Genomic DNA, 17,474 nt, shown 5'->3' on the forward strand with positions numbered 1-17,474 from the left:
ACGGGCACTACCGCTTCAAATTGAAAATTCAGCATATGCCCCAGATATCAACTGGCGACAATGTCCTGCATAGTCTTACGGCGAAAGAAAGGCCCTTTCTTTCGCCGTAAGACTGAACTGTACGTCAGTTCTGATAGATCGTTGTGCTGGTATCCACCGCGCCGCCGACGTTGATGTCTCCCAACGTCCGGAACGTCAACCTGGCGCCAATCGTCCAGTCGCTCGCGGATTCGGCGCTGGTGTCGCGCTTCTCGGTGTAAGCGATGGTGAAGATCGTGCACTCGTCCTCATAGGTCAGGCCGAATGTCTTCCTAACGAGAGTGTTTTCCTGGAGATCCCAAGCAACGCCGCCAAATACCGTCCAGTAATCCTTGAACTTAACGCTTCCCTTGGCCTGGATTTCATCATTGTCATCGGCAAAGCCATACTCTGGTTGTGCCGAAATATGGGTATAGATGAGCTGGCTTTGATAGCTGTCTGTCTGGAAGCCAGCGGTCAAATCGCCACGGCGGAACGCGAGGTCCTTCTCGTCAAGCCGGTAAGACGCTGCAAGCGCCAGACCCTGTGGCGTCTCGATGCCGGCCAGACCGACAAAGTCGGAGACATCGGTCTCAAGGCCGGAATCGGCACCGACGTTCACAAGGTCGGCCGTATCGAAGGAATTCTGACCGCCGAGCTGGTAAGACTGGCCAAAAATGCCATGCAGCTTGTAGCCGTTATCGAACGTGCCGGTGTACTGGAAACCGAGATTGGCGCGCGTACCACCTTCAATGCGGTCATAGCCCGAGAACTTGTCGCGCTCGAAAAGATTCGTCGCGTCGAACACGAAGCTCTGTGCGTCTTCGTTGGGAAGCGCACCGGCGAGGCGTTCGTTGGGACGCGCGTAAATCTGCGCGATCGGCTCGAACAGGTGCGTGCTGTTTGCCGTCGTCCCGAGGATCGGATAACGCATCTCCAATCCGGCGGTGAACATCGAGCGGGCCGCCGCATTGCCGTCCTCGTAGTTGCCATCATAGGCAAATGTGCCGGAGGTCGGCGGCGCAGTCATGTTCAACGCCAATGCGTCGCCACGGGCGGCCAGCAGCGGAGTGATCAGGAAACCCTGAGGCGTGACAAATGTCCGCTTCCATTCCAGTTCGCCGGTGAGCCGGGAGGTCTGGCCTTCAAGGCCACGGAACCGGTCAAAGCCTGCGACGCTGTAGAAATCATCGTGGGTGCGCGACAGGTTCGTGAAGTTGACGTCAGCCGAAAGCTCACCTCCGGCGAGTGGCTGCGGTGCAACGAAGTGATAGTCCATCACCGGATAGACGATCGCCTGCTGCTTCTCGGCGACATCATTCGGATCGGCGTTCTGAACATCAAAGTAGAACGAACGAAGATCGAAGAAATTCCGCTTGCCGAGGCCCGTCAGATAGACTTGGTTCGTTTGCGTTGAACCATCCAACCCGTTGAGGCTGTAGGTGCGGGAGAAATTGTTATCGCTCTGGGCCATCACGTCCCAGCCGAACGCCCAGCGCGGATTGATCTGGAAAGCGCCCTTTGACGAGACCACCCCACGGAGGTCGTTTTCGGCATCACTGGTGCCGGGTGTGAAGGTTTCGGGGCTGAGCTGATTAATTCCAGCCACTCGAAGAATATGCGTGCCGTTCTCGAACCGCTGGCGATACTCTGCGTCCAGCAAGAATCCCTGCGTCGTATAGCCAGTACCGGTAACAGTTACGTCGCTGCTGGGAGAGATAACGTAGTAGTACGGGACCGACAGGCCAAAACCGAGGTTTTCAGCCGTGACAAAACTGGGAAAGAGGAAGCCGGACTTCCGCTTCACGGTGTTGTCGGGAACCTCGATCCAAGGAACATACGCGAGCGGGTGTCCGAGGAGTTCGAAACGGGCCTTTTCCAACCGAATAGTGTGCTTGACACCATCCTGTATGACGCGTTCAGCCTTGACCTGCCAGAACGGAGGCCGCTCCGGCCTCTCGGCGCAAGGCAGACAGGCGGTGTAAACGCCCTTGTTCAGAATCATCTGCGTGCCGCCGACACGCTCACCGGTTTCGGCAACCAGGCGCGTATTGTCAGGGGTTTCGATTCGGAGCGCGTTTACGAAGCCGTTCCCGAAGTCGTCAGTGACATCGAGCTTATCGGCGTACATGCGGCTGCCGTCGGGGCCAATGAGTTCGACGTTGCCAAGCGCCATCAGGCGCCCGGTCTGCTGATTATACTCTACGCGCTGCGATACCATCCGGTAGCCGCCGTAGTTGATCTGCACGCCACCGATGGCGGAAACGATCTGCGCGTCCTTGTTGTAGACAAGTTCGTTGGCCGACAGAATCAGTTTCTGTTCGCCCGATACGTTCGGCTTCAAACCTTGCAGGGCATCTTGTGCGAAAGCAGCAGGAAAGCCACTGGAATAGGTGGACAGGGCTGCGCCTACGAGCAGGGCAACCATCTGTTTACTAAGAGTCTTGCGGTCGCCTGCCGCCACTAGCCATCCTCCTGATGAAGCAGAATTGTTGCACCCAAAGCCAAGGCGACGGTGACCGGAATCCACGTCGCCACGAAAGGCGGGACAACCCCACTGCTTCCGAATGCTTTTACAAGCACGGTGACCACATAAAGCACGAAGCCTGACAGGATTCCACCCAGAATCACTGACCTCGATTGGTTGAACCGGCTAAATTTTAGGGACACTGTTGCAGCAATGAGAGTCATTGCGACGAGCAGCAGTGGTTGAGACAGCAACGAGTGAAATTGGGTTTCCAGAGCCTTGGTCGGAATCCCGAAGGATTTGGCTGCTTGAATTCGGCTCGAAAGGTCAAAAAACGCAATGGTTTCAGGGGATGCGAGCCTCTGTTGGACGAAATCCTGTTTCAAATTGGTGCGGACTCGCACCTCATCTTTGCGGACTGCGATTTCGCCGGGGCGACGCTCCACAACATTCTTAAGAAGCCAGTAACCATCTTCCAATTTTGCCGACGCGGCGTCCTGTCTCAGGGCGATGTGATTAGTCGAATCAAAATGCACGAAGACCGCGTCCATGAGCAGCGTGCCGTCCTCGAGAATCGTATGCGCTCCGATGATCACATCGTCCTTGCCGCTGATCTGGCGGATCCATGGAACCTGGGGTGCCGCGTTGGACGTCGAACTCTCTCCGCGCCAGTTGCTTTCGACGACGGCCGCCTGGCGTTGTCCCCATGCTGCGAGCGGATTGAGGACCGTCATGACGAGGACGCCAAGCAGAAAGGCGCCAGCAAGGAAGGGCGACATGAATTGCCAGACTGAAATGCCCGCAGCGCGCGTAACAACCAGTTCGTATTTTCTGTTGAGGCCGATCAGGACCGTCATCCCCACAAAGAGGGCAATGAAGGGAACGGTCTGCTGCAGGATCAGCGGCAGGCGCACGGCAGTCATCAAGAGGCCGCTGGTCACGGTATAGCCGGGCAGACCGGAAAGGCGACCGGCCGTCTCGCTGAAATCGACAAGGAAAACAATGCCGATAACACCGAGGAAAAACCACATCGTGGTCAGGAGGTAGCGACGGAAAAAGTAGCGGCTGAGCGTTCCGAAAATCATGCGCTGCTCCCGGTAGAGCGATTTAGCCGGCGCTGAACCTTCTGCCAGAATGTGGCAGCGCGGTCGCTCATTGTCGATATGACCCCAAGACGCTTGTGATGCGAGATCGATGCGATCGCGAGAAGGCTCGCGACGACAGGAATCGCATAGAGGATACCGATATATTCCGGATCGGTATCGATCTGGTTGGCGGCGTAAAATGACGCCCAGCGAATCGCAAATGCAAATATGAGCGCCGCCACCATGGGATGCAGGCGCGCCTCACGGTGGGAGCGTGCGTCACCGGCAATGGCAAGCGAAATCAATGCGAACACCATGGGCAAAGCCCAATCTGTCAGACGGCGGTGCAACTCCGCTCGATAGCTGCCGGGCTTGGCAATATAGTCCTTGTCGGTCGGATCGGGGTTGAAAAGGAACGGAAGCTCGCGGTCCGAGGCGCGAAGGGTTGCCTGGCCACGATTCTGCGTGAGGTCGGAAAGGTCGAAAGAGTAGGAATCGAAGCGGATGACCGAGACATCACCGGTCGACGTTTTGCGATGAACCTCGCCGTCATGCATGATGAGCGAGGTGCCTTTCTCGTCAACCGCGCCTTCGCGTGCATAATAGATAAGCTCGAATGCGGGATCGCGTTCGTCGACGACGAAGAGGCCCTTCAGCACGCGTCCGGCAAGCCTTTCGGATATCTGCACGTAGAGACCGGTGTCGATGCGGCGGAAGTTCTTTTCTTCGATGACCGTGGAAAGCAGATCTGCGTAGGCGGCGGCCACCATCTGCCGAACGCCGGTCTTGGCCTTCGGCTCCACGACGTTGTCTACAAAAAAAGAAAAAGCGCTGATGACAGCCGCGAGAATCAGGATCGGCCGCAGGATGATACCGCGCTTGGCGCCAGCCGCGTCGATGACGGTTAGTTCCGAATCGTTGTTCATCGTCGTCAGCGTTTGAGTCACGCCGATGACCAAGGCGAACGGCAGCACGATCGGAATGATCGACGGCAGGATCAGCGTCGCCAATTTGGCGAACGAGCCCATCGACTGGCCGCTATCGGTAACCAGATTGACGCGCTGCAGCACCTGGGTCGTCCAAATGATCGCGAGCACCGGCAACAGGGCAACGAGAAACATCTGGCCAACGCGCCGGAGTATATATGTCTCAAGCAGTTTCATTCATGCCCTTGAACGCCAGTTGCGAACCGATGCCGCTATGCAGCGAAATCCATCTACGCTCTTTGGTTTGCTTTTGCGACAAGGCAGAATCGAAAATTCATTCAAATTTCAGTTTTTTTTCGCCCTGTGGCGAATCGGTGAGTGCAAGCAGGCCGGCGAAAACGACGACGGAGGAGAGCCAGCCGAGGGTCACATCCGATAGGTAGTGAGCGCCGAAGGCGAGCCGCATGGCAGGCGCGAGGAACGAGATCGCGGCCAGCGGGAGGGCAAGAGCGGAGCGTGCCGGTTGTGGTACGAAGACGATGAGGCAGAAGAGCCAGCCTGCGCCTGCCGCCTCACCGGAAACGAAGGAACAGTTTGACACGCACTTGCCGGCCACTGACCCGGCCTGCACGAAGTCGAGTTGGCCGCCGAAATCCACCGTCTGCCAGGGGCGAGGCCTGCCCCAGTGCTCCTTCAGAACCAGGTTCACCAGGAGCCCGGGACCGATGATGAGCGAGCCGAGCGCGACCTTGAATGCGCGGGCGCGTACGACATTGAATGTGGATCCAAACTGCCAATAACAATGCGCGAGTTTCCACAACATCACTATGGCGATGACATAGGGAAGTCGGAAAAAGACGATTCGCAGGAGCCCGAGATAGGTTTCGCGCCGGTAGGGGAAATACCCGCAATTTTCCCCGAGGGTTGCCGCAGTCTTGCAGGCCTCCCGCACGAAGAAGTGTGTTGATGCGTAGAGATCGATCTGGGGAAAAGTGCTGAACAGCAGGAGCAGCAGCCACCAGAGACAGAGCATGGCGATGAATGCGCGGGCGGGAACGGTTTCAAGTGCTGCGATGCGCCAAGGCGCTGCTGTCACCGATGACCTTAGTGCCGAAATCACGTGGCAATTCCTGTGGACTCAATTCCACTGGAGGAATATGCGCCGAAGATGACATCCCGTTAACGAGACCTGGCAGGGCGCGTAGCGCCGCTATTGGTTGAAGACTTGTTTTCGGGGGTGAAACCCGAAATGATTGGGTAGAGCGGATTTAGGAAAATCCCACTGGAGAAGATATGTCAGCCAAATTCGATATTTCGTTTGAGAAGTCCGCCGAAATCGCCGGTGGCTACGCGGTCCTGCTGCAAGCAAGAGGCGCGGCGGTCGCCGCCGGTGCAAAGGCCGCGGACCCTGCGGGCGTGATTGCCAGAGCGGCAAAGATCGCCGGTTTTTCGGCCAAGCCGACGACCGTGCTTGATCTCGTCGCGCCGGAAGGCTCTGCGGCCGAGCGCCTTCTCGTGATTGGTGTTGGAAAGCCGGACGAGTTGACCACTCACGATTGGCTCAAGGCGGGTGGGGTCGCTGCCTCCAAGATCAAGAAGGCAGGGAAGGTCGCGATCTTTATCGATGCTCCTGACGTCAGTGTCGGAGCCAAGGAAGCGGCGGATTTTGCCCTCGGCATGCTGCTGCGAGCCTATAGCTTCGATACCTACAAGACCAAGAAGAAGGACGAGGACGGCAACAGTGAGAACGGTCGGATCGCGGTGACAATAGTCACGGCAGATGCGGCTGGCGCTGCCAAGGCATTCAAGGGTTCAGAGGCGGTTGCTGCTGGCGTCAATCTGGCGCGCGACCTCGTGAATGAGCCGCCGAATGTCCTGGGACCTGTCGAATTTGCGGCCAAGGCCAGCGAGCTGGCAAAGCTTGGTGTCGAGGTGGAAATCCTCACTGAAAAGGAGATGCAGAAACTCGGCATGGGCGCCCTTTTGGGCGTGGCACAAGGCTCTGTCAGACCTCCGCGACTTGCGATCATGCAATGGAAGGGCGGCAAGGATGGTGAAAGCCCGATCGCATTCATCGGCAAGGGCGTCGTGTTCGACACCGGTGGCATCTCGATCAAGCCAGCCGCCGGCATGGAAGAAATGAAAGGTGACATGGGCGGAGCCGCAGCGGTCACCGGTCTGATGCACGTCCTTGCCGCTCGCAAGGCTGCCGTGAATGCCGTGGGCATCATTGGCCTGGTCGAGAACATGCCTGATGGTAACGCTCAGCGTCCTGGCGACATCGTCACGTCGATGTCCGGCCAAACGATCGAGGTGATCAATACTGATGCAGAGGGTCGGCTCGTCCTCTGCGATGCGCTCTGGTATTGCAACGACCGCTTCAAGCCGAAGTTCATGATCAACCTGGCAACCTTGACCGGCGCTATTCTTGTCGCACTCGGCAATGTCCATGCCGGTCTGTTCTCCAACGATGATGCATTGTCGGCACAGCTGACCGCGGCGGGTCTGACGACCAGCGAGAAGCTCTGGCGCATGCCGCTCGGCAAGGAATACGACAAGATGATCGACAGCAAGTTTGCCGACATGAAGAACACTGGCGGCCGTCATGCAGGCTCGATTACAGCGGCCCATTTCCTGAAGAGATTCGTGCAGGATACGCCTTGGGCGCATCTCGACATCGCGGGAACGGCCATGGGGTCGCCGCAGGATGAGATCAATCAGTCCTGGGGTTCCGGCTATGGCGTGCGGCTTCTCGACGAGCTGGTTCGTACCAACTACGAGTCATGACGGAAGTTCTGTTCTATCATCTGACGGAATCCAAATTGGAGGACGCGCTGCCGCCGCTGCTCGAGAAAAGCGTGGAGCGTGGCTGGCGCGTCGCCGTGCAGTTGAAGGAAGGGTCACGGCGGGAGCTGCTCGATCAGCATCTCTGGACATTTCGCGAGGATAGCTTCTTGCCGCACGGCACCGACGAGGGGGACATGGCTGAAAATCAGCCGGTTCTACTCACTATTTCCGAGGGAAATGCCAATGCTGCGACCGTTCGATTTATCGTCGATGGCGCAGAGCCGCCACCGGTCGATTCCTATCAGCGGGTTGTCTTCATGTTCGATGGTTACGACCAGGAACAGCTGGAGGGTGCGCGTGCGCAGTGGAAGAAGCTGAAAGGTGAGGGACATAACCTCACCTATTGGCAGCAAACGGCTGAAGGTCGTTGGGAAAAGAAGGCCTGACCTGATTGACGGTCAGGGCAGGCCGGCGTCGGCCACGACCTTGTCGATAAATTCTCGTTTGGATTTCGTATATTCTGAACGGCTATCGGCATGTTCGTCGGCCAAGCCGACCTTCAATCGCTCGTAGGCGCGCGCAAGGCCCGGGTCGGCCCGTAGCGCATCGCGAAAGGCGAGCATGCGGTTCCAGTGATAGCCGTGATACTCCACGACATGGACGAGATGAGTGCGGGTCTCGCCTTTGATGCCGCGGCCGAAAATATGGTCGTCGGGAACGATGTCCTTTCCGGCGTAGTCATAGCCGATCGCTTCCATCGCACCGACAAGCTTTGGCCCGTCTTCGAAGCGCTTGATGCCGACCATGATGTCGATGATCGGTTTTGCCTTGATGTCGGGAATGGCCGTGCTACCGACATGCTCAATGCCTAGAGCCGCATCGCCAAGCGCAAGCCGAATGGCTTCGGCTTCGCTCTCGTATGCGTCGTTCCACAGTTTGTTCGGCGCGGCCAGAGAAACCGTCAGGTTCTTCAATCCAAGGCCGAAAGACGCATCATCCCGCATGCCGAACTCCGCAATACCAGTGAGCACAACCACAGTATCACGGGGTTCGGCAATTTTGCATCAATCGTGGAATGCGTCGACGAACTTGCGCTTGCCGAGCATGAAGGCGTCGGCCACATGACGCAGCGGCGCGATGTCTACATCGGACCTGCCTGTTTTGACGAGTTCGGCGAACTGGCGGTAGAGCGACGGGTATTCCTCTTCGGGAGCCGAGAACTTCAGCTCGCCGTTAATGGAAAGCTTCGAGCCGCCTTCGGCAAGCTCCATGTGGCCGGCTTCGGTCTCAGCGAGGATGTCCCAGCTCTGTTTGCCGGTCTGCCTCCAGTCGAATTCAGCATGAACGGGAATGCCGTCGGCGTTCTTGAAGTGCAGATCGGCGGCAATCGGTGCATCGCGGTTCTCGGGGAACTCCAGCGTCGCGCTTGTCAGGAAAATCGCCTTCGGCAGGATATGCGTGACGATCGACAGGGCATTGATACCGGGATCGAAGACGCCGAGGCCGCCAGCCTGCCAGATCCAGTCCTGATTCGGATGCCAATGGCGGACATCTTCCTTCCAGATGACATGGACGCTCTTGATCGTGGTCGACGCGAGAAAAGATTTCGCTGCCTCCACGGCAGCCGCATAGCGTGAATGCCAGCTCGCGAACAGCGAAACACCCTTGCTTGCCGCCAGGCTTTCGAGGTCGGCCACTTCACTCAGCGTGGCGCCTGGTGGCTTCTCGAGGAAGACATGCTTGCCCGCCGAAAGCGCCTTGTGTGCAGCTTCGTAGCGATATTGCGGCGGCATGCACAGCGAAACCGCATCGATATCAGGAACGGCGTCGAGCATCGCATCGATCGTGGTGAAGCTCTGGACGCCCTCGACGGTGCCGTGACGGCTCGCCGTCGCAATGAGCTTGAAGTCCGGGTTCTTGGCGATCGAGGGAAGGTGCTGGTCGCGGACGATCTTGCCGACGCCGACGATGGCGAGATTGATAGGTGACATGCTGTTGGCTCGCGTTCGGTGTTTCGCTCAAAAAAGTATGACTTATTTTGCGGCTGTTTTACCAGAAAGATGCCGGTGGGCAAGCGTCGATAGCCCCATTCAGAGAGACGCCATCTCGGCGGGCGCGGTTGACTTCTTGAACTGCAGCGTCACCACCTTATACCCTTCCGCCTCGAGCCTTGAAAGCAGCGTGGGTAGCATTGTGGCCGTACGATTGTGAATGTCGTGCATGAGAATGATGCCGCGACCGCGTTCGTGCAGGCGATCCATCGTTCGCTTGGTCACGGCGGCAGGCGATGTGTTGAAGTAGTCCTTGCTGTCTACGTCGACATCCATCACGACCATATCGCGCATTGCGACGGCCGCGCGCAGCTTGTGACTGTCTGCAAGGTACGGAAAGCGGAAGAAGTTGACATCGACACCGGTCGCCTTGGTGACAGCGGCTTCGCCGCGGGTGATCTCCTTCATTGCCAGATCGAAGGTGAGCGCGGCCAGGTTTTCGTGCCGGTAAGTGTGGCTGCCGATGGCATTGCCTTCCATCGCGACCCTGCGGGCAAGCTCTGGATGCAACTCGGCCATTTCTCCGACCATCATGAAGGCACCCTTGACCCCGAACTGGTCCAACGTCGAGAGGACGCGGTCCGTCCGGCCGGGAATCGGACCGTCGTCAAAGCTGAGGATGACTTCCTTGTCCCCAAGCCGCAGGTCGTGGATGGAAGCCACGGTCAACGTTCGACCGGCGAGGTGATGCGGACGCGTATCGCGAGACATTTGAAACGGGCTACCTTCGGTTCCTGAAATCTGACCTTCCGGCGCAACGATTGAGGAGGTCTTGATCGTGGTATCGGGCGCGGGGCGCTTGGCGGTTTGGCAGCCGGCGAGCGCCACGCTCAAGAGGAGACCGGAAAGGAAGGCGAAGCGACGCATGAAAGGGCTCAACAAATCAGTAATGAAAGTTGAGACAACCTTTATGATTATGGTTAACGAACGGTTTCGATTGCCAGGCAGCGCACCGAATAGTGCAGTGCCAGCCATGCTCTGGCCGAGGGCTGTGGCTATCCTGCCATAGCCTCCTCGTATTGGGTGGAGAGCTCCAGCCACTGCTCCTCGGCTGCGGCAAGTTTTGCGGCAGCCTCGCCGCGTTGCTTTGCCTTCTCCGCAGCCTTAGCGGGCGCTTTCTCGTAGAGCAGCGGATCTGCAAGTTCCGCATCAAGCGCCTGAATCAGTTTCTCCAGCTTGCCGGTCAAGGATTCGATTTCGTTGATCTTTTTCTTGAGCGGCGCAAGCGATGCGCGCTTTTCGGCATTCAGCTTGCGCTGGTCAGCCTTCGAGGCAGACTCTTCAACGAACTGGGGCTTTTCGTCCTTCTTCTTGCCCGAGGCGACAACGAGGTCGCGGTATTCGTCCATATCGCCTTCGAAGGCCGTGACGGTCCCCTTGTTGACGAGCCAAAGTCGATCGACTGTCGCCTCGATGAGATGGCGGTCGTGCGAGATCAGGATAACGGCCCCCTCGTAGTCGTTGAGCGCCTCAATCAGCGCCCGACGGCTGTCGATGTCGAGATGGTTGGTTGGCTCGTCGAGGATCAGGAGATTCGGCGCATGAAACGCGGCGAGCCCCATGAGCAGGCGCGCCTTCTCTCCGCCCGACAGGTCTTTGGCCGCCGTTGACATTTTTTCGGTCGCAAGGCCCATCTGGGCGACACGCGCCCGTACCTTCGCTTCCGGTGCATCCGGCATCAGACGGCGCACGTGATCGACGGGTGATTGGTCCGGGATCAGGTCGTCGAGCTGGTGCTGTGCGAAGAAGCCGATCTTCAGGTTCGGGGCGAGCTTCACATCGCCCGCGTCGGCTTGGAGGCGACCGGAGATGAATTTCGCGAAGGTGGATTTGCCGTTGCCGTTGGAGCCGAGCAGGGCAATACGATCGTCATTGTCGATCCGCAGGTTCAGGCCCTTCAAGATCGGCTTGCCTGGCTCGTAGCCGACAGCACCACCGCTGATGGCCACGATCGGGGAGGCAGGTTGCTTTTCCGGCTCGGGGAACGTGATCGGCTGTACGTGATCCTCGATGACTGCAGCCACCGTTCCCATGCGTTCCAGCGCCTTGACGCGGCTCTGGGCCTGGCGTGCCTTGGAGGCCTTTGCCTTGAAACGATCGATGAAGCTCTGCAAGTGCTTGCGCGCCGCCTCGTTCTTCGCGCGTGCCTTGGTCTGCAACTCGTCGGCTTCTGCCTTCTGCCTTTCGAACTGGTCGTAGCCGCCCCGATAGAAGGTGAGCTTCTTCTGATCGAGATGAACGATCGAGTTGACCGCGTTGTTCAGCAGGTCGCGGTCGTGGCTGATGATGATGACCGTGTGCGGGTACCGACGGACATAGTCCTCAAGCCATAAGGTGCCTTCGAGGTCGAGATAGTTGGTCGGCTCGTCGAGGAGCAGCAGATCTGGTTCGGCGAATAGCACTGCTGCAAGGGCGACACGCATTCGCCAGCCGCCCGAGAAGGACGATGCCGGCCGTGATTGTGCTTCCTGATCAAAGCCAAGGCCTGCCAGGATGCTGGCGGCACGAGCTTCCGCTGAATGCGCGTCGATATCGACCAGTCGCATCTGGATCTCGGCGATCCGGTGCGGATCTGTGGCGCTTTCTGCCTCAGCCAGCAAGGCAGAGCGTTCCTTGTCGGCGGCCAGCACGATTTCGATCAGGGCGTCTTCAGTTCCCGGTGCTTCCTGGGCAACCTGTCCGATGCGGGCATTCTTCGGGATCGACACCGAGCCGCTTTCCGAAGCCAGATCGCCGGTGATGACTCGAAAAAGCGTCGACTTGCCCGCGCCATTCCGGCCGACAAGACCAGCTTTCGTACCGGCTGGTAGAGAAACGCTGGCATGATCGAGGAGCAGCCGGCCGGCAATACGTGCGGAGATATCGGAAATCGTAATCATGGCCGGCGTTTTGGCCGAAAGCCGCGATCAGCGCAAGAGCCTGAACTCAGCGCCCGAAGGCTTGCACTGGTTGGCGGCGGTTCGACTGAGCCGAAAGGAGCGCCACGCGTGCATTTGCCTGCAGCTGCGATGCCGTCGTTGCGTCCGCGCTCAAGGCGACCCCGAGTGAAATCGTAAGCCCGACAGTGGCAGAGTTGTCCGACGCTGCGAAGGTCATGTGATCTTCTACAGACGCGCGCAGGCGCTCGGCTATGGCCAGAGCCTCCTGCATGCCGACATTCGCAAACAGGAAGGCGAACTCATCTCCGTCCGTCCGGGCGACGAGATCGTTCTTCTTGATCGATTTGCGGAAGAGATCCGCCAATTTCTTCAGCAGTCGCGTGCCCACCTGGGTGCCGTATCGGACATTGAGCGCCTTGAAGTCATCGACGTCGACCATGATGAGGGCATTGCCGGACGCGCCTTCTTCGCGTTCATAGAGATCGGCGATGGCCTTGTTGAGCGCGATACGGTTGGGGATCCCCGTGAGCTTGTCGGTTGCGGACGCGGAATGAGCGGCGGCAATGCCGAGTTCGATTGCCTCGAGGCGTTCGACGTCGCTCTTCAGCCGGGCCTCGATGTCCTTTTCCGAAGCCACCACGTTCGAGAGGGAGGTCGAGAGATAATCCATCTCGCTCATGAACGAACTGAGGCTCTGATCCGGGTTGCCCGCAATGGATTGCAGCACCGTTTCCGCGGCTCGCACAAAGGCCTGCTTTTGGCGGAGGACTTCCGAAAGACGGTCAGCCGCATCTCGCAGCATCTTGCTCGTCTCTGCATGGGATATTTCATTCGCAAGTCCGCAATGGCTCACAAGTCGGTATTTCAAGCCGAGCTCATCCAGGGAGGCTTGTCGTGGGGTCGGACCGAGCGCTGCGATGTCCTGCGCCAGCGCGGCGTTCTGGCCGATGATCGCTTCATGCAGAAGTTCGTAGTTGCGAGGCAGGCCGGCGATTGCAAGTCGCGCCATATGCTGGGCGATGCGCTGGATATCGGTCGGAGCGGCGGCCGGACGCTGTACTGCTTCTCGTTGTGCCTGTGAATTCGGCGCAGTTCGCATGACGTTTCCCTTTTTCCGACCGCAGCGTGGCGTTCGGTTTGTCTATGCAACTACCGCGCTAAAAATAGCTTAAATTCGGGCGTTTATAGTTGAGTTGCGGTGCCGAACAGTCAAACGCAGTTAATGGAGAGTATCCATCTGACATTTACTGCCGTGCTGGATCTTGGATATTGATCTAAGCGGACGCGATATCGTGCAGTAACAGGCATCGCACCCGCGGGGCCAGGGGTGGTCGCTACATGACAGCGGCGTGAAATTGCCAGTGCCCACTTGTTTTCAGGCTATCAGGCGGGTAAACACCGCCCACTTTTCCCACGGAATAAAGGAATTCGACCCATGGCGATTGAACGCACTTTCTCGATGATCAAGCCGGACGCAACGAAGCGCAACCTGACGGGCGCTATCACCAAGATGCTCGAAGATGCCGGCCTGCGCGTCGTCGCTTCCAAGCGCGTCTGGATGAGCAAGCGCGAAGCTGAAGGCTTCTACGCTGTTCACAAGGAACGTCCGTTCTTCGGCGAGCTGGTCGAAGGCATGACCTCCGGCCCGACCATCGTTCAGGTTCTGGAAGGCGAAGGCGCCATCCTCAAGAACCGCGAAGTCATGGGCGCGACCAACCCGGCAAACGCCGACGAAGGCACGATCCGCAAGACGCACGCTCTGTCGATCGGCGAAAATTCGGTTCATGGCTCGGACGCTCCGGAAACCGCTGCTCAGGAAATCAAGTACTGGTTCTCCGACACCGAAATCGTCGGCTGATTCAGGCTCTCAGCAAAACCGCTGAAGCTTTTGAATTGACTCTGAAAGCCGGGGCTCTGCTCCGGCTTCTTACGTTGAAGGGCAGGTGGCAGCGGAGTCGTAGTCCACGGTGCCGTCTGGTTTGAAGACTTCAGGGTTCTTTGTGTAGAGCGGCCCAATGACCAGCGGCTTGCCCGGCATGGCCGATTGGTCGAGGCTGGAGATCACTTCGGTCTTCAGGCTTTGCAGGGTCTCTCCCTTGGTGTCGACAAGACGAACGTTCACGGCGTAAGGCTTATCTTTCTTCACGCAATGAATTGCCGGGCTCTGAAGCGTGATCTTGTCCCAGAACGGATAGATCTTTTCGTTGGTGACCAGCACGTCGCCGCCTGCCGGGTTCTCGAATTCTGCGATGGCAACCGTACCTTCCGGGATTGGTGCCTTCTTGTTCAAGGTTACGACATAGGTCGCAACTGCTATCCTGTAGTTGAAAACGAAGACGCGGCCACTGATCTCTACCAGCTTGTCGGTCTCCCGCTGGCATCCCGTCAGCACTACGGCTGCAACGAGAACGGCCATCGACAATACTTTCATGGCGCTTCCTCCTCTTTCCTCCGGCGATAGTGGCGGCTCGCCTTGGCGCGATTGCCGCACACCGCCATGTCACACCAGGCGCGGCTCCGGTTCTTGCTGCGGTCGATGAAGAGCCAGCCGCAATTGCTGCAGATCTTCATGCGTTCGGGATCCGGCATGGCGATCAGCCGCAACACCGAATGCGCGGTTGCTGCATCGAGGCCGTTTTCTCCGTTGGCGCCTCGCAACGTACGCGCCAGCGCCTCCAGGAGGTCGACGAGCAACCGATCATCGATTTCGCCTGAGACACGAGCCCGGAAATACCTGTCAATCGCCTCTCGCAGTTCCAGGAAGTTCGACCGGTTGCTTGGTGCTGGGCCGATAATATCACCGAAGAGCGCGCGCTCGGCGCAGAATGCGGCGGCAGCTTGCGGAAAGGCCTCAAGTTGGGCCGGTGCGTCGAAACGGTCGATCCGTCGCGCCTCGTCATGCCGAAGCACGACGCTGTTGGCCACATCCAGTGCCAACGCGCCTCCGGAAAAGCGGTGAGGGGTCCAGGCAAAACTCATTCCGAAAATATAACTGGTAAAATAAGTTTTGCTAGTTATGATTTCTGCAATCGGGAGCTTCTCATGGCCTATCTGCTGCAGCAATTGGCGAACGCGGTGCCGCTGGCTGCGCTCTATGCTGCGCTTGCATTTGGGTACGCCGTCGCCTTCGGGGTCACCAAGCGTGCCGATATAACCTATGGGGCGATCTTCGCGTTTTCGGGCCAGATTCTCCTGCTCTTCACCGACATTGGTTATAACAGGCTGTGGCTTGTCCTGCCGGCCGCACTGGTGCTGGGAGCCTTGTTCTCGGTTGTTTATTCGATGCTGGCCGCGGTATGGATCGGACGCTCCATCATGCTGCCGCTGGTGCGCCAGTCATCCAACACCGTGATCGTCGCGGCACTCGGCATCACAATCGTTTTGATGGAAACGGCGAGGCTTGCATCGGACACCAAGAGTCTGTGGCTTTCGCCGTTCTTGAACCGCGTCGTGGTCTTCTGGAACGATGGGGCGTTCAAGGTGACGCTCACCGAGATCCAGCTCATCAATACGGGTTTGATGTGCGCCATCATCGCGCTAGGCGTCGCCGTCATACGGCTCACCTCCTGGGGGCGTCTGTGGCGCGCGGTCACCGACGATCCGCTGGCGGCAGAACTATGCGGCACCAGCGCTGACCGGGTCTTCCTTGTAGCTTACGCGGCTGCAGGCTTGATCGCCACTGCATGTGGCATTCTCGCGACCTTCTACTACGGCACTATGGATTTCGGCGCCGGGCTGATGTTCGGCCTCAAGGTCCTGATGGTAGCAGCCGTCGGCGGATATTCCGACCCCTTGAAGTCGGCGGCTGGTGCCGCTGGTCTCGGAGTGGTCGAGACGATGTGGAGCGCCTACGGTCCGTATCTCTGGCGTGATCTCGTTGTCTTCTCCCTGCTGGTCCTTCTGTTGGTCCTCAGCAGAAGGGAGCGGGCGATACCCTGATTATTTCCACTTGTCGCGCGCCGCGTCATCCGCGTCCTTGGCCGTAATCCAATCACCGGTGGAGCCGTCCTTGCCGTGCTCCTTCTTCCAGAAGGGTGCGGCCGTCTTCAGATAGTCCATCACGAAGTTCGCTCCATCGAACGCAGCCTGTCGATGCGGGGCCGCGGCAATGACCAGGACGATATTCTCCCGCGCCGCTATCTTGCCGTAACGATGGATGACCGTAAGGCCCAGTAGCCCGAAACGCTCGATCGCAAGGCTGGCGATCCGGGTCATCTCCGCCTCGGCCATGCCGGGATAATGCTCGAGTTCGAGCGCCGCGAGCCTGCCGCCTTCGTCACGGCACAACCCTGAGAACGTTACGATCGCGCCAATGCCGCTAGCGCTCATGCCGAGACGGTCAACTTCGGCCTGCAGGTCGAAATCCTCACGCTGGACGCGGATATCCGGCACGACCTTGGTGCTCACTTCAGCCTCCGGTCATCGGCGGGAAAATACCGATCTCCCTGGCGTCACCGATAGGCTCGTCGTGCTCGACGTGCTCCTGGTCGATCGCGACGCGGATAACGTCGGGAAACTGAAGCGCGGTCTCATATTCTTCGCCCATCGTCTTCAAATGATTCAGAAGATCGGCAACCGTGACAACGGAGGAGGGCAGGGCCATTTCTTCTTCAGCCTTGCCGATTCGCTCGCGCACCCAGGCGAAATAAACGAGCTTTGTCATTCTTCATCATCCACGATGTGCTTCAGGCCGGCGCGGAAGTAGTCGTAGCCGGTGTAGATCGTCAGCAGCGCTGCGATCCAGAGAAGGCCAATGCCGGTCTTTGTCGTATAGGGGAACACTTCGTCACCGGCCGGACCCGCGAGCAGGAACGCGATCGCCACCAGCTGCACGGTCGTCTTCCACTTGGCAATCCGAGTGACGGGCACACTGACTTTAAGGGCTGCGAGATACTCACGCAGTCCGGACACCAGGATTTCGCGGCAGAGAATGGTGATTGCAGCCCAGATCGACCAGCCCGCAATCGTCTGGTCGGCGGCCACCAGCAGAAGAATGGAGGCGACCAGGAGCTTGTCGGCGATCGGGTCGAGCATCCGGCCGATATTCGACGTCTGGTTCCAGATGCGGGCGAGATAGCCGTCGAGGAAGTCGGTGAGGGAGGCAATGACGAAGATCCATAGCGCCACCCACCGCGCGGTGTTGCTGATCGCAAGCTTTCCTTCAAGGAAGAAGCAGAGCACGATCGCCGGAACGGCGAGAATGCGACCGTAGGTCAGCAGGTTCGGTATACTGTATGCGCGCGATGCCATGAAACATGTCT

Annotated in this window: 18 protein-coding genes; 4 read left to right on the forward strand and 14 right to left on the reverse strand. The window is 58.5% G+C overall.

Going from position 1 to position 17,474, the window contains the following annotated elements; genetic code table 11:
- Positions 1-124: 124 nt before the first annotated feature.
- From JNB88_RS04165 to JNB88_RS04180, 4 genes are all read right to left on the reverse strand, one after another.
- Positions 125-2,482 (reverse strand): LPS-assembly protein LptD, encoded by a 2,358-nt coding sequence (locus JNB88_RS04165; protein ID WP_220354414.1) that lies wholly within the window; start codon positions 2,480-2,482, stop codon positions 125-127.
- Positions 2,482-3,570, reverse strand: coding sequence for an LPS export ABC transporter permease LptG (gene lptG / locus JNB88_RS04170; RefSeq protein ID WP_220354415.1), 1,089 nt, complete (start codon positions 3,568-3,570; stop codon positions 2,482-2,484). The genes JNB88_RS04165 and lptG overlap by 1 nt, the downstream gene beginning before the upstream one ends.
- Positions 3,567-4,733, reverse strand: coding sequence for an LPS export ABC transporter permease LptF (lptF, locus tag JNB88_RS04175; RefSeq protein ID WP_220354416.1), 1,167 nt, complete (start codon positions 4,731-4,733; stop codon positions 3,567-3,569). The genes lptG and lptF overlap by 4 nt, the downstream gene beginning before the upstream one ends.
- Positions 4,734-4,830: 97 nt before the next feature.
- Positions 4,831-5,529 (reverse strand): phosphatase PAP2 family protein, encoded by a 699-nt coding sequence (locus JNB88_RS04180; RefSeq protein WP_220354690.1) that lies wholly within the window; start codon positions 5,527-5,529, stop codon positions 4,831-4,833.
- A 260-nt stretch (positions 5,530-5,789) separates the two neighbouring features.
- On the opposite strand from JNB88_RS04180, the gene JNB88_RS04185 reads away from it, so the two are divergent.
- A complete protein-coding gene (locus tag JNB88_RS04185) occupies positions 5,790-7,283 on the forward strand; it encodes a leucyl aminopeptidase (RefSeq protein ID WP_220354417.1) in 1,494 nt (497 codons plus the stop codon).
- Entirely contained in the window at positions 7,280-7,729 is a 450-nt protein-coding gene (locus tag JNB88_RS04190; protein WP_037134602.1) for a DNA polymerase III subunit chi, read from the forward strand. Before JNB88_RS04185 ends, JNB88_RS04190 begins: the two co-directional genes overlap by 4 nt.
- Positions 7,730-7,741: 12 nt before the next feature.
- Here JNB88_RS04190 and JNB88_RS04195 read toward each other — a convergent pair whose 3' ends face one another.
- The 5 genes from JNB88_RS04195 to JNB88_RS04215 all read right to left on the reverse strand — a co-directional run bounded on the left by JNB88_RS04195 (position 7,742) and on the right by JNB88_RS04215 (position 13,312).
- The gene (locus JNB88_RS04195; protein ID WP_220354418.1) at positions 7,742-8,287 is read right to left on the reverse strand and encodes a GrpB family protein; all 546 of its coding nucleotides are present in this window, start codon (positions 8,285-8,287) and stop codon (positions 7,742-7,744) included.
- 60 nt (positions 8,288-8,347) lie between these two features.
- The gene (locus JNB88_RS04200; protein WP_220354419.1) at positions 8,348-9,274 is read right to left on the reverse strand and encodes a Gfo/Idh/MocA family protein; all 927 of its coding nucleotides are present in this window, start codon (positions 9,272-9,274) and stop codon (positions 8,348-8,350) included.
- Between the two features lie 99 nt (positions 9,275-9,373).
- Positions 9,374-10,201, reverse strand: coding sequence for a polysaccharide deacetylase family protein (locus tag JNB88_RS04205; protein WP_220354420.1), 828 nt, complete (start codon positions 10,199-10,201; stop codon positions 9,374-9,376).
- A gap of 128 nt (positions 10,202-10,329) precedes the next feature.
- Positions 10,330-12,213, reverse strand: coding sequence for a ribosomal protection-like ABC-F family protein (gene abc-f, locus JNB88_RS04210; RefSeq protein WP_220354421.1), 1,884 nt, complete (start codon positions 12,211-12,213; stop codon positions 10,330-10,332).
- A gap of 46 nt (positions 12,214-12,259) precedes the next feature.
- Positions 12,260-13,312: a GGDEF domain-containing protein gene (locus tag JNB88_RS04215; RefSeq protein WP_220354422.1), complete on the reverse strand. Its 1,053-nt coding sequence runs from the start codon at positions 13,310-13,312 to the stop codon at positions 12,260-12,262.
- Positions 13,313-13,648: 336 nt separating this feature from the next.
- Between JNB88_RS04215 and ndk the strand changes: the two genes are divergently transcribed.
- Positions 13,649-14,071, forward strand: coding sequence for a nucleoside-diphosphate kinase (gene ndk / locus JNB88_RS04220; RefSeq protein WP_037134611.1), 423 nt, complete (start codon positions 13,649-13,651; stop codon positions 14,069-14,071).
- Between the two features lie 69 nt (positions 14,072-14,140).
- On the opposite strand, the gene JNB88_RS04225 is transcribed toward ndk, so the two are convergent.
- Entirely contained in the window at positions 14,141-14,644 is a 504-nt protein-coding gene (locus JNB88_RS04225; RefSeq protein WP_220354423.1) for a hypothetical protein, read from the reverse strand.
- Positions 14,641-15,192: a CGNR zinc finger domain-containing protein gene (locus JNB88_RS04230; protein WP_220354424.1), complete on the reverse strand. Its 552-nt coding sequence runs from the start codon at positions 15,190-15,192 to the stop codon at positions 14,641-14,643. The genes JNB88_RS04225 and JNB88_RS04230 overlap by 4 nt, the downstream gene beginning before the upstream one ends.
- Before the next feature lie 63 nt (positions 15,193-15,255).
- On the opposite strand from JNB88_RS04230, the gene JNB88_RS04235 reads away from it, so the two are divergent.
- Complete coding sequence (locus tag JNB88_RS04235; RefSeq protein WP_220354425.1) at positions 15,256-16,152, forward strand: branched-chain amino acid ABC transporter permease; 897 nt, start codon at positions 15,256-15,258, stop codon at positions 16,150-16,152.
- Here the strand turns inward: JNB88_RS04235 and JNB88_RS04240 are convergent, their stop codons facing one another.
- The 3 genes from JNB88_RS04240 to pgsA are packed head-to-tail and all read right to left on the reverse strand — an operon-like array spanning position 16,153 to position 17,463.
- Entirely contained in the window at positions 16,153-16,620 is a 468-nt protein-coding gene (locus tag JNB88_RS04240) for a molybdenum cofactor biosynthesis protein MoaE (RefSeq protein ID WP_220354426.1), read from the reverse strand.
- Between the two features lies 1 nt (position 16,621).
- Entirely contained in the window at positions 16,622-16,876 is a 255-nt protein-coding gene (gene moaD / locus JNB88_RS04245) for a molybdopterin converting factor subunit 1 (protein ID WP_220354427.1), read from the reverse strand.
- Positions 16,873-17,463, reverse strand: coding sequence for a CDP-diacylglycerol--glycerol-3-phosphate 3-phosphatidyltransferase (pgsA, locus tag JNB88_RS04250; RefSeq protein WP_220354428.1), 591 nt, complete (start codon positions 17,461-17,463; stop codon positions 16,873-16,875). Before pgsA ends, moaD begins: the two co-directional genes overlap by 4 nt.
- Positions 17,464-17,474 lie beyond the last annotated feature (11 nt).

This window comes from Rhizobium cauense (genome assembly GCF_019511525.1).
Lineage (GTDB): Bacteria > Pseudomonadota > Alphaproteobacteria > Rhizobiales > Rhizobiaceae > Rhizobium > Rhizobium cauense.